We start from the raw sequence: 12,355 nt of genomic DNA, 5'->3' as shown, positions 1-12,355 counted from the left end.
TAGTGTCATCCCACAAGCGTGTTGGCCATCACGGCCAAGAAGCAACAACTCTTGCCTAAGGAAGTGTGTTTTTAGAACCTTCTATCCTAAAAGTGATGGTTTAACAAGTGTTACACGCCACTGAGGTGGTAACGCCCCCAGATTTAATCAGAATGTGGAGGGGTTTGATCAACTGCGCGCTTTTGTCGCACTGAATGCAAGCCACCATTAATTGATGCTCAAACACTCTCGCCCAAAATATGATTGAGGCATCTTACATGGATCGGTAAGCTGGCCGTTCGAGCTAAAGGCCATACTGACCACCGCTTCAAACCCCGAAACACACATAATGTGAAATCAATTCAAGAGAGATACCCTGTGAGTTTAGCGATATTTGACTTAGACAATACTTTGATTGGCGGCGACAGTGACCATAGCTGGGGGGAGTTCCTTGTTGAACGAAATTTCGTTTCACCAGACATCTATAAAGAAGCAAATGATCGCTTTTATCGTGAATATCAAAACGGCACTCTAGATATTCATGAATACCTGGGCTTTGCATTAAAGCCACTTTCACGCATCGCCCCAGAAGAATTAGAGAACCTAAGAGTGGCGTTTATGAAAGAGAAGATTCACCCTCTTGAGCTCCCAAAGGCGAGAGCACTCATCGAAAAGCACCGGCACAATGGCGACGACCTATTGATTATTACCGCAACCAACGATTTCATCACCACCCCCATCGCCCAATGGTTGAATATTCCCAACCTGTTAGCCACCACCGCTGAAATCAACAACGGTCGCTACACCGGCTGCGTCGCAGGCACTCCTTGCTTTCAAGAGGGAAAAGTGACACGTCTGAATGAATGGTTGAAGGCGTATGAAGGCAACCTAGAAGGCAGTTTTTTCTACAGCGATTCCGCTAACGATATTCCCCTATTAGCGAAGGTAGAAAATCCCGTTGCCGTCGACCCGGATGAACGTTTATCTGCCCATGCCGAGGCCAATCAATGGCCAATCATCAGCTTGCGCTGATACCTGCTTATTAATAGAAAGCTCAAGTCAACACGTTTCTACCCAATGAATACTAGCCTGTTTAACAAAAGGTCTTTCTAATGCATGTGAACACCGCCTGGTCGCAACGCCAACACCTGTCATTCTTGGGTAAACTGCTGTTAGTCACTTTTATTATAGCCGGGTGCAGTGAGCCCGAGCCCCCCGCCCCCAATATCGTGACGCCACCGCCAGCTGAAACCACAGAGGCCGATACCCAAAGTGCAGAAAACCTACAGGCACTGGCCACCGCTTTAGTGGTTGCTGTATCTGCCACTTCACAGGCACTCTCTGAAAAAGCCCACCACTTCGCCAAAAATCCCACCAACGAATCCCTCGCTGAGTTGAAATCTGCGTGGGGTAGCGCCCACCGGGATTTGACCCGAGCGAATATTTTATTTGCCTTGGCTGATACCAGCCCAGCCCTGTTTGGCGCGCTCGAGAGCCATCGCTTTAATCTGGATGCCGAACCCATCCAGCCAGGTTTTATTGATCGTTTTGGAGTCTATGAACAAAGCGGCATCGTGAACGACATCTCCTTACCCCTCAACGCCACCCATTTACGGGAACAACATGGCCTCACCGATAAAAGCGATATCGCACTGGGAATACACGCGCTGGAGTTTTTAATCTGGGGAGACACGCCAAGAACCTTGGATGATTTCGTAAAACGCTCACTGCCGAAAGAAATGGAGGCGTCAGGCCTGCGTGTGGTCGACTTGCCTGAAAACCGGCGTCGAGAATACATTCGGCTTTCCGCTCAGATGCTTGCTGACGATGCCTCCGCGTTAGAGGCTGCTTGGCAAGCAGTACTGCGATTACAACTCGAACAACTGCAACCCTTGGCTCGATTACAGATTTGGCACGGTGCGGGGCAAACTTACTGGAACCAATACGTGCTACAACCCTGGATCAGCGCCACTGGCGAATATCCGCCACTGGTTGCAAGCGACCTACCTGAACAAGTCGCCATTGCAACCGCACTCACGAGCGACACGACTTCCACCAGCCAGCTACCGGAAGAATTCAAACAAAATCGCTTCGCAAACTTGGGGGCAGACCTCTTTGCGCAACAACTCAGCGTACTAAAATCCACATACTTAGATTCTGGGCTGGGCAAAGCGGTACTAACACCTGACTCGCTATTGCAACTCAATAGCTCAATGGATAAAGCCAACCAAATGGTGAAACAGCTTCGGGAACGCCAAAAAGACCAGCCACACCCTCAAGACTGGCCTTGGAGAGATGAAGCGCTGAATAAAAGGCTGGTGTCTCTCTGCCAAGATATACACATCGCGTTGCAAGATATGCCACCACTGCCCCACCAAGGTGGAGGCGCTTACTAAATTCATCACCAACAATTGGCTACCAACAATTCGCTACCAACTATTAGCTACCAACTATTCGCTACCAACTATTCGGTAGCATGAATTCAGCATCGCTGTTCAGCGTCGTGCGCCCTTTCACGCCTCCGCCCTAAAACTTAGGGTAAATACACCCGAGCAAAAAGCGATTTAATGTAGTCTGTTTCTGGAATGGCAGGGTGTACTGGATGATCCACACCTTGCCCACCTTGATGCAGTACCTGAACATGCCGCTCTAAATGACGACCGCCCGCTCGAACCAAATCCACTAACGTGTCTTTTCCTAAATGCATTGAGCAAGACGCCGACACCAGTAGTCCATCGCGGCCTAACAAACGCATTGCCAACTCATTATGATGATAATAAGCCGACTCACCTGACTTTTGGTCTTTTTTGCGTTTGATAAAAGCCGGAGGGTCCAGCACCACCACATCAAACTTTTCCCCTTCGGCGATCAAAGCTTTGAGCACATCTAACGCTTTCCCTTGCACGCCTTGTACCTTGTCTTCAACGCCATTCAAACAGGCATTTTCTCCCACCCACTCCATAGCATCGGCTGACGCATCCACACACACCACTTCGCTGGCACCGGCCACGGCAGCTTGCACGCCCCATCCACCAATGTAGGAAAAGACATCCAACACCCGTAAGCCTTTACTGTAACGCTGCAATAACTCTCGGTTTGGGCGGTGATCGTAAAACCACCCGGTTTTCTGGCCCGTCTGAATAGGTGCTAAAAACTGAGCACCGTTTTCCACCAGCGCCACCGCTTCAGGTACGTCTCCAATAATCTGTTGCTCTAGAGGCAAGTTTTCCAAGCTTCGAGCACTGTGATCATTACGCAACAGTATGCCTTTAGGCCGCAAGCATTGTTCCAAGGCAAGAATAATTTCATCTTTAACCGCCTCCATACCGGCGGTGGCAATTTGCACTACCAAGACATCACCAAAGCGGTCAACCACAAGGCCCGGCAATAAATCCGAATCCCCATACACCAAACGGTAATAGGGCTGATCAAAACATCGCTCTCTCAGGCCTAGTGCTTGTTTAATCCGATGAACCAATAGCGACTTATCTAAAAAGACACCACCTTGTCGACTCACCATACGAGCACATATCAAGCCTTGCGGATTTAACGTTGCAATGCCTAACACCTTATTTTTATCACCGACTACCGTAACCTGCTGACCGGGCGTTAATGTTTTAAAGGGGGTTGCCTCTGTATCCACCTCATTGGAGTAAACCCACAAATGACCTTTTTTTAAGCGGCGATCAGCACGAGGCTTAAGTTGCAGTATTGGTATTGACGACGAAGTCATAGGAGCTCCAAAGTAATGGATAGGAGGGAACAAGGGGGTAAGTAAAGGCTGCGGATTATACTCTTGTCGTCATACTTGGCCACTGTTCAAATTTTCCGGCTAAACTCAACGTCATCAAGACGCTTTTTCTATACCAATCTGCCGTACTAAGCGCCTTACCTATCGTTTAGTTGCTCGGTTACAACAACACATTCACTACAAAAAACAGATCAATGACTACCAACGAGCATCCCACAATGGGCACAGACCTCACTGACGAACAAATAAAATTTGTTTTGCAAGGGATTACAGTACCACCACAACCTCAAATCATGGTGGATCTGCAAATGGAGCAACTCTCGCCGAACTGCTCATTGCAAAATATCGCAAAGCTGATCAGCCAAGATGTTGGACTCGCCGGTAGTGTCATCAAAACCGTCAACTCGCCGTTTTTAGGCTTGTCAAACAAGATCACCTCTGTCAAACAAGCGGTCAATTTGCTGGGCATTAACAGTGTCGTTAATTTGGTGAATGGATTGTCGATTCGCGGGGAACTTTCTGACGATAACATCGTTGCTATGGGCCGCTTTTGGGATAGCGCCATGGAAGTCGCCATGGCATCCGCCGCCATTGCCAAGCAAATTGGCTTTTTCTCACCAGACGAGGCCTATACTCTGGGGCTGTTCCACAATTGTGGTATCCCTTTACTGATGATGCGCTTTGACAACTATATGGAAGTAGTGCATCACGCCTACCAAGATCCAGACCACATCATCACGGCTGTGGAAAATAAACAACTCAATACCAACCATGCGGTGGTCGGCTATTACGTGGGCCGCTCTTGGAATTTACCCAATCACATTACGCGAGCCATTCACGAGCACCACCAAGTCGAAAAAATTATTGATAACGATAATGAAGATCATCAAAAGAAAACCTTGTTGGCCATTTTAAAAATGGCAGAACACATATGCGGCCTGCATCGTATTCTGGGAGACACGTCAGAAGACTACGAGTGGCAGCGGATTCAAGAGGCGGTCTTACTTTACGTCGGCATGAGCGAATACGACTTCACCACACTAAGCCAAAGCATTAATGAAATGGGAATTGGGGTTTCGCAGTTTGTTTGATGTGAAGTTTGTTGGATGTGAAAGCGGAGCCAGATCAGTCGGCCCCGCTAAAAGCGCGCTTTACTCTTCTTCGATCGCCGCTTTGTAGCCATCCATATCCAGCGCACCATCCAACTCCGACAAGTCTTCAGGCTTCACGCGGAAAAACCAGCCATCATCATAAGGCGAGCCATTAACGGTTTCTGGAGCGTCTTCTAAAGCCTCATTAACGGCAACCACTTCACCCGTGATAGGCGAATAAATATCCGAAGCGGCTTTCACAGACTCCACAACACCCGCTTCTTCACCGGCAGAAACGTTACTGCCCACCTCAGGGGTTTCAACATACACCACATCACCCAAGCTCTCTTGTGCATGATCCGTAATACCAATCGTTACGGTACCATCTTCCTCCACGCGCACCCATTCGTGTGAAGGTAAATACTTTAGCTCGCTGCGAAGTTCACTCATGCTGTTTTCCTCAACTCTTAATTTTCTAAAACTCTTACTTACTTTATTTTGGATTTCTAAAAAAATGGCTGTTAATTGCCATTTTTAGGATTTGCTTTCTTAAAACTCTAAAACTCTTTTTGGCTCAATTAGTCACCCAATAACGATTAGTCACCCAGTAACGATTTACCACTGCGGACAAAACTGGGCTTAACCACACTGACAGGCACCTGTTTGCCACGCACCTCCACAAAACACGATCCAGAAAGTGATTTCGGAATACGAGCCAACGCAATCGATAACCCCAACGTCGGTGAAAAAGAACCACTGGTAATTTCACCACAAGGGTTGCCTTCACTGTCCAAGACAGTTTGATGCGCACGCAAAACCCCTTTTTGACGTAACACCAAGCCCGCTAATTTTTTCTCTACGCCTGCGCTCTTCTCTGCTTCGAGCGCTTTACGACCAATAAACTCACGATCAGCCGGTGCCCAAGCCACGCTCCAGGCCATGTTGGATACCAACGGCGATACCGTCTCATCCATATCATTGCCGTACAAATTCATACCCGCTTCGAGTCGTAACGTATCACGAGCACCTAAACCACAGGGGGCCACACCGGCTGCCGCCAACGCCTTCCAGAAATCCGGCGCAGCCGCTTCAGGAAGAATAATTTCTAAGCCATCCTCACCGGTATAACCGGTACGAGCCGCCAACCAACCTTCTTGATCACCCGATAGCTCTACGCCAGAAAACACACCCAAAGGCTTGATTAGTTCGCCGGCTTGTTCACCAAGCACAGAAATGGTTTTTTCAATCGCGTTGGGCCCTTGCACAGCCAACATGGAAAATTCGGGGCGCTCGTTAAGCTCCACCTCAAACTGACCAATACGATCATTCATCCAAGCGAGGTCTTTTTCACGGGTCGCGCAATTCACCACCAAACGGAACCAGTCGCCCATGTGATAAACGATCAAGTCATCAATGACCCCACCATTGTCATTGAGCATAGCCGTGTAAAGCGCTTTGCCAACCTTTGTCGTAATTTTGTCAACATCATTGGCCAGCAAATATTGCAAATAAGCTTTAGCGTCGGTACCAGTCACATCAACTACCGTCATATGAGACACATCAAACATGCCTGCATCGTTACGAACAGCTTTATGTTCTTCAATTTGCGAACCATAGTTGATCGGCATATCCCACCCACCAAAATCGACGATTTTGGCTGACATTTCGGTGTGCACGGTGTAGAGCGAAGTTTTATTACCCATAGACATCTCGTTAATTTCAGTGGCCGACGGTTAGTCGGGTTTGGCTCTGGATCTCTCTAAAGCATCGTGTACGAAATAAGTTTCCAGAACGGATGAAAAACGGCGCGAATTCTAGCGTGTTTATTCAATAGTAAAAGAGGCGACGGTTTTTTTATCTCGGAAATTTGCAATTTAATAGGCCAACAATCAACTGTGCACCAAGAAATACGCAAAAAACACAGTATTAACGATTAACGACGGCTACCTCTCATGATCGAGAGAACCGGAATCAAACTGATCAATACCAAAGTCAATGCCGGCAATGCAGCACGCTCCCACTCCCCTTCGGCCGTCATTTCATACACTCGCACGGCTAAAGTGTCCCACCCAAATGGCCTCATCAAGAGCGTGGCGGGCATTTCTTTCATGGTATCCACCAGCACCAACAGCCCTGCTGACAACAGCCCGGGCCGAAGCAAAGGTAAGTAAACACGACACAATACCTGCCATTGATTTGCACCAAGGGTATGAGCCGCTTCCTGGAAGCTGGGTCGGATTTTCTCAAGACTGGATTGAACAGGCCCATAAGCCACGGAGAAAAACCGCACAATATAAGCCAAAATAAGAGCCGCCAAACTCCCCAATAGCCATTGCTTCGGTGGTAAGCCAAGTAACGCTTGAAGTGGGTTAATCAGTTGTTGATCGATAAACGCAAAGGCCAGCATAATCCCCACCGCCAACACCGACCCAGGCAACGCATACCCCAGCGACGCCACGCGCACAGCCGCACGCTGCCATGGAGCCTCTTTCAGCTGTCGCCTTCCAAAGGCCACCAACAAAGCAAGCAGACTTGCCAAAGTGGCTGCGGATGCACCAAGCGCCAATGTTCTGGCCACCAGTGACCAATAACGATGATCTACGTCCTGCAGACGCCCTGCCGTCCACATTATCAACTGCCCGATGGGGATGACAAACGCCACAAACAACACAGTACAGCACACCGTCGTTGCCGCCCATTTCGCAGTGCCCGTCAACTCAAAACGCTCGATAATACGGGGCGGGGTTTGATAGGTGCGTGCCCGGCCTCGGGCTTTGCTCTCCCCCCACAAACCGAGAAATACGACCAGCAACAGCAACGACGCCAACTGTGCTGCTGCCGATAAATTGAAAAAACCAAACCAAGATTTATAAATAGCAGTGGTAAACGTATCAAAATTGAAAACCGATACCGCCCCAAAATCCGCCAACGTCTCCATTAAGGCCAGTGCCGTACCCGCCGCAATCGCAGGGCGAGCCATAGGTAACGCAACATGCCAAAAGGCTCGCCAAGGGCTGGCACCCAGTAATCGCGCTGCATCCATTAATTCACGACCTTGGGATAAAAACGCATTTCGGGCCAGCATGTACACGTAGGGGTACAACACCAGCACCATCACCACAATTACGCCGCACGTAGAGCGAATATCCGGAAAAGTGCCCCCCGTACCGACAATAGAACGCCACAAGGTTTGTACAGGGCCTGCGTAACCAAACACCCCTAAAAAAATGAACGCCAACACATAAGGTGGAATCGCCAACGGCAAGACCAAGCTCCAATCCAGCCACCTACGCCCTGGGAACTCACACGTAGCCACCAGCCAGGCCAACCCCACACCCAAAACCGCCACACAGATACCCACACCCAATAGTAAAGACAGGGTATTGATCATCAGACGACGGAATTCGGTTTCGAGAAGGTGCTCCCACACTTCCGGTGCAGGAGTCAACCAGCTAAAAAGAATGACCACCAAAGGCAGCATGACTAACGCCGCCACCACAATTAATGGCAGGCCCCACCAACGCACACGATGCGGCTTCAGTAATTCTGGCGGCAAACTTACCGCGTTACTCAGTGACACGAATAAAATCCAGTAATGGCGATGAAACCTGCATCATCGGAATATTTAGTGATACCCCGCACGGTCCATCAGCTTAATCGCCTCAGCTTGCAAGCTACCGGCTGCTTCAACATTCACCGTATCGGCCTTAAAATCACCCCACGACCTAACCTCTTCGGATGCCTTCACCGCCGGATTAACGGGGTATTCTTGGTTCAACTCTGCAAACATAGATTGCACCGCCGGTGTGGTCATCCACTCCAACAAGGCTTTGGCGCCCTCTGGGTTTTTCGCATGGCGCGTGACTCCCGCCCCAGAAACATTCACATGCACACCACGATCATTTTGATTTGGCCAGAATAGCGCCAGCGGTAAATCGGGCACATCACGCTTCAGGCGGCCAAAGTAGTAAGTATTAACAATAGTGACATCACACTGGCCAGCAGCAACGGCCTCCATTGCTTTGGTATCGTTCGAATATGGCTCTGTCGCCAAATTACTTACCCAGCCACGAATTAACGCTTCTGTTTTTGCCTCGCCCATGGTTTTGATCATGGTCGCCACTAAGCTTTGGTTGTAGACTTTTTTTGAGGTACGCAAACACAAACGGCCTTTCCACTTAGAGTCAGCCAAAGCTTCGTAAGTACTTAATTCTTCCGGTTGAACGCGCTCTTTGGCGTACACCATCGTTCTTGCACGTTGTGATAACCCCGTCCATTCAAGGGTAGGTGAGCGCAAGCTATCGGGAACATTTGCTTCAATAATCGATGAATCAATTGCCGCTAACACCCCTTCGTTAGATGCTTGCCATAAATAACCCGCATCCACCGTCATGAACAAATCTGCCGGAGAATTTTCACCTTCTGCTTTCAAACGCGCCAACAATGGCCCGGCCGAATCCGTAATGTATTGCACTTCAATTCCCGTTTCTTTTGTATAGAGTTCAAAGATCGGTTTGATCAAATGTTCTTTACGGGCGGAGTACACGGTAATGACGCTGGCGGCTTCTTCATTGGACGATTTGGAGCACCCGGATAAAACTCCGACCATAATGAACATCATCAACAAAAAAGAGACTAAACGTCTTGATAAGCCCGGTAAGGCACGGGCAACATCAACAACACGAAAAATGAATGACATAAAAGAATTATGATTTAAGGAAAACATCGGATGAAGAGGCCTTTTGGCAAAATGAATGACAAGGGAAAGACTTGCGAATAATGTGTTTGCGAAAACTGACTTACCAGTAATAAGCACCTAAATAATAAGCACTATCGTTTATGGGTGCAATCAACGGATAATGTTGTCAAAAATCGACAATCACAAATACAAAGCATTCACTTTTTTAGGGTAATTGGAATGAAAACAGCCATCAAAGCTATTCTGGCGGTCATTGTCAGTATTGTTTTATTGATCTTCGTTGCGATTGGAATCTTGATTTTCGCAATCAACCCCAATGATTACAAAAAAGACATTGAATCCGCCGCTTTACAAGCCGGTTATCCCGTTCAAATTCGTGGAGACCTCAGCTGGCAGTTTTTCCCCAACCTGGGTATTGGCATTGGCGAAACCAGCGTCTACACCGATATTCAACAAACGCAAAGCATTGCCGCTATTGATAATGTATCGACGTCCGTTGCCGTCATGCCTCTGTTTAGTAAACGTGTTGTGATTAACGAAGTCTCCATTGCGGGACTCAACGTCCAACTCAAAGTGGATTCACAGGGTACGGGAAATTGGGAAGCCCTCGGCTCAGATCAACCCGCCTCCACCAACCGACCAGAGAACAACACCACTATTTCAGACAACTCCACTGACACCTCTACGAGCACACCTACATCAGGCAGCTCAACAGACCAACCTGGCACAACAGGTACTCCCTTCGAACTGAATGCCCAAAGCATCACCATTACCGATGCTCGCTTCGCCTATGAAGACCAACAAGCTCCCCTTAAAGCAGAAGTCAGTGATTTAGACATCGTATTAACGGACGTCAACTTGGCAAATCGTCCGATGAACGCCGATATCCGTTGGGCAGTCAGCCTCAGTGAGCCCAAATTGAATACGACCGGTACTCTTAACGTCGCCATCGCCGTAACAGAAGCGCTAGATCAGGCCGCGCTATCCGATGGTAAACTGCGTATCGACCTCGGAAATGGCAATATTTCTACCCCCATAGAGCTGGATTTCAATCTTGCTGTCGCCGACCTTCAAAGCGACAATCCACAATTAGACAGCCATCTCAACCTAAAACCCGTTAACGCTCGCGAGCTTTTAAAGATAGTTTCAGGTGAAGCTCTAGATACCGCCGACCCAGCTGCGCTCACCGCCTTTGCCACTCAAACGACGATTCGCGGAACACCGGATGACATCCAACTATCAGACATTGTTATCCGCCTAGACGACACCACCCTTAAAGGAGCAGTTCAAGCAAAAGATTTCAATACCGTCGCCCTCACACTGGCCGGTGATAACATTGATGTAGACCGCTACCTACCGCCTCCCGCTGAAGAAGAAAGTGAAGCCACTACGACCTCGCCTTCAACAACGCCATCAGGAGAAGAAGCCCCCCTCCCACTGGAGCCACTTCATGACTACACAGCCGACCTAAAATTCACCTTCGAGCGTATAAAAGCCGCCAAGCTGGTCTTTAGTGACTTCAAACTTAACGCCAACAACAAAGACGGCCTCGCGCAAATCAGCACACTGGCCGCAGATTTTTACGAAGGGCATTTTGATGTCAACGGGAAATTAGACGCTCGCCAAACCAACGCCAAACTGGCCCTGAACGGTGACGGTGACGGTATTCAACTCAAACCCTTACTCACGGATTTAGAAATCCTAAGTCAAGCCAATAACATCACGCTAGAGGGCGTTGCACACAGCCAGATTACCGCTAACAGCCAAGGGCAAACCGTCGGTGAACTGATAGAAGCGCTTTCAGCAACACTGAATGCAGACACCCAATCCCTCAAGCTTGCCCCCTTCAACGTAGAAAAATACGCCTGCCAGGCTGCCGCTTTAATTCAAGGCAAACCTTTCGACGCCGCTGCCTTTCCCGCCAGCACAAGCCTACAAGATGTGAAAGCACAAATTGTGTATGCCAATGGCATTGCCGACATTCAAACCTTCAGTGCAGGAGTGGAGCAGTTCAAAATTGGCGCAGCAGGAAAAGTTAATGTGAACGACCAAAGATTCGATATTAATCTGCCCTTCACCGTAGTACAGGCGATTGAAAGCGACCGTTGTGAAATCGCCAGTAAATCGATTATTGATAAAGTGTTGCCATTATTGCGATGCAAAGGGGATTTAACCAACCCTGTTGATGCCTGCGGCCTAGATAAAAAAGCCATTCGGGAATTGGCCAAAGCCTATGTGAAAGACAAAGCTAAGGGGAAAGCCAAGAAAAAGCTGGACGACAAACTGGCCAAGCCAAAAGAAAAAGCCAAAGAAAAGCTCAATAAACTGCTTGGTGAAGACCGAGTAAAATCGCTAAAAGATCTAATACCCCGTTAATCGGCGTAAAAAGATTCGCTTTGGAACAGGCCGCCTTTGCGGCCTTTTTTAATGGATAAGCGGGCTTACTCAATAAACATTTTTTACAGAAAGGCGCTATCGTAAAAAGGATCGTAGAGAGACCTCAATCGCCACCACCGCCGCCATCTCCAGAAGAGCCTCCACCATCATACCAACTACCAGAGCCCCCTGAACCGCCGCCAACACCTAACCATCTTATTAAAAGGAGTAAGGCACTTACAGCACAAACAGCAGGAGCCACTTTACTGTACAGCTCATCCGGTGAGGACATATCAATGAAAAACGCAGAAGCCGCCACCACTAATAACAACATCATATTGACCATATGGAGTCCTTCTATAGCCCCTCTAAATACCTATTAACGCAGCACATAGACTGCTAGAGTCCGCAGCCGATACTTTTACGGTGTTTGCCACAACACACGAACCGTAAACATGA

Annotated in this window: 10 protein-coding genes; 4 read left to right on the top strand and 6 right to left on the bottom strand. The window is 48.5% G+C overall.

Going from position 1 to position 12,355, the window contains the following annotated elements; all coding sequences use genetic code 11:
- The first annotated feature begins 357 nt into the window (after nucleotides 1–357).
- Together LU351_RS07070 and LU351_RS07065 are read left to right on the top strand one after the other, a co-directional pair.
- Complete coding sequence (locus tag LU351_RS07070) at nucleotides 358–1,011, top strand: histidinol-phosphatase (RefSeq protein WP_232593361.1); 654 nt, start codon at nucleotides 358–360, stop codon at nucleotides 1,009–1,011.
- A gap of 80 nt (nucleotides 1,012–1,091) precedes the next feature.
- Entirely contained in the window at nucleotides 1,092–2,375 is a 1,284-nt protein-coding gene (locus tag LU351_RS07065; RefSeq protein WP_232593360.1) for an imelysin family protein, read from the top strand.
- 137 nt (nucleotides 2,376–2,512) lie between these two features.
- Here the strand turns inward: LU351_RS07065 and LU351_RS07060 are convergent, their stop codons facing one another.
- Nucleotides 2,513–3,712, bottom strand: a complete 1,200-nt coding sequence (locus LU351_RS07060) for a class I SAM-dependent rRNA methyltransferase (protein ID WP_232593359.1) — start codon at nucleotides 3,710–3,712, stop codon at nucleotides 2,513–2,515.
- 212 nt (nucleotides 3,713–3,924) lie between these two features.
- Here LU351_RS07060 and LU351_RS07055 point away from each other — a divergent pair, with 212 nt between their 5' ends.
- Nucleotides 3,925–4,821, top strand: a complete 897-nt coding sequence (locus tag LU351_RS07055; protein WP_232593358.1) for an HDOD domain-containing protein — start codon at nucleotides 3,925–3,927, stop codon at nucleotides 4,819–4,821.
- 60 nt (nucleotides 4,822–4,881) lie between these two features.
- On the opposite strand, the gene gcvH is transcribed toward LU351_RS07055, so the two are convergent.
- From gcvH to LU351_RS07035, 4 genes are all read right to left on the bottom strand, one after another.
- Entirely contained in the window at nucleotides 4,882–5,271 is a 390-nt protein-coding gene (gene gcvH, locus LU351_RS07050; protein WP_232593357.1) for a glycine cleavage system protein GcvH, read from the bottom strand.
- 146 nt (nucleotides 5,272–5,417) lie between these two features.
- A complete protein-coding gene (gene gcvT / locus LU351_RS07045; RefSeq protein WP_232593356.1) occupies nucleotides 5,418–6,524 on the bottom strand; it encodes a glycine cleavage system aminomethyltransferase GcvT in 1,107 nt (368 codons plus the stop codon).
- Between the two features lie 230 nt (nucleotides 6,525–6,754).
- Nucleotides 6,755–8,401, bottom strand: a complete 1,647-nt coding sequence (locus LU351_RS07040; RefSeq protein ID WP_232593355.1) for an ABC transporter permease — start codon at nucleotides 8,399–8,401, stop codon at nucleotides 6,755–6,757.
- Nucleotides 8,402–8,446: 45 nt separating this feature from the next.
- Nucleotides 8,447–9,520 (bottom strand): extracellular solute-binding protein, encoded by a 1,074-nt coding sequence (locus LU351_RS07035; RefSeq protein ID WP_232593354.1) that lies wholly within the window; start codon nucleotides 9,518–9,520, stop codon nucleotides 8,447–8,449.
- A 219-nt stretch (nucleotides 9,521–9,739) separates the two neighbouring features.
- Here LU351_RS07035 and LU351_RS07030 point away from each other — a divergent pair, with 219 nt between their 5' ends.
- Nucleotides 9,740–11,896 (top strand): AsmA family protein, encoded by a 2,157-nt coding sequence (locus tag LU351_RS07030; protein WP_232593353.1) that lies wholly within the window; start codon nucleotides 9,740–9,742, stop codon nucleotides 11,894–11,896.
- A 124-nt stretch (nucleotides 11,897–12,020) separates the two neighbouring features.
- Here the strand turns inward: LU351_RS07030 and LU351_RS07025 are convergent, their stop codons facing one another.
- The gene (locus tag LU351_RS07025; protein ID WP_232593352.1) at nucleotides 12,021–12,242 is read right to left on the bottom strand and encodes a hypothetical protein; all 222 of its coding nucleotides are present in this window, start codon (nucleotides 12,240–12,242) and stop codon (nucleotides 12,021–12,023) included.
- Nucleotides 12,243–12,355: the final 113 nt, after the last annotated feature.

It is taken from the genome of Marinibactrum halimedae (assembly GCF_021234875.1).
Classification (GTDB): domain Bacteria; phylum Pseudomonadota; class Gammaproteobacteria; order Pseudomonadales; family Cellvibrionaceae; genus Marinibactrum; species Marinibactrum halimedae.
This window is presented reverse-complemented; position numbering and strand designations above follow the sequence as displayed.

Coding starts and splice junctions, on each gene's coding strand:
- LU351_RS07065 (WP_232593360.1), top strand. CDS start 1,092: ATGCATGTGAACACCGCCTGGTCGCAACGCCAACACCTGTCATTCTTG.
- LU351_RS07060 (WP_232593359.1), bottom strand. CDS start 3,712: ATGACTTCGTCGTCAATACCAATACTGCAACTTAAGCCTCGTGCTGAT.
- LU351_RS07055 (WP_232593358.1), top strand. CDS start 3,925: ATGACTACCAACGAGCATCCCACAATGGGCACAGACCTCACTGACGAA.
- gcvH (WP_232593357.1), bottom strand. CDS start 5,271: ATGAGTGAACTTCGCAGCGAGCTAAAGTATTTACCTTCACACGAATGG.
- gcvT (WP_232593356.1), bottom strand. CDS start 6,524: ATGGGTAATAAAACTTCGCTCTACACCGTGCACACCGAAATGTCAGCC.
- LU351_RS07035 (WP_232593354.1), bottom strand. CDS start 9,520: ATGTCATTCATTTTTCGTGTTGTTGATGTTGCCCGTGCCTTACCGGGC.
- LU351_RS07030 (WP_232593353.1), top strand. CDS start 9,740: ATGAAAACAGCCATCAAAGCTATTCTGGCGGTCATTGTCAGTATTGTT.
- LU351_RS07025 (WP_232593352.1), bottom strand. CDS start 12,242: ATGGTCAATATGATGTTGTTATTAGTGGTGGCGGCTTCTGCGTTTTTC.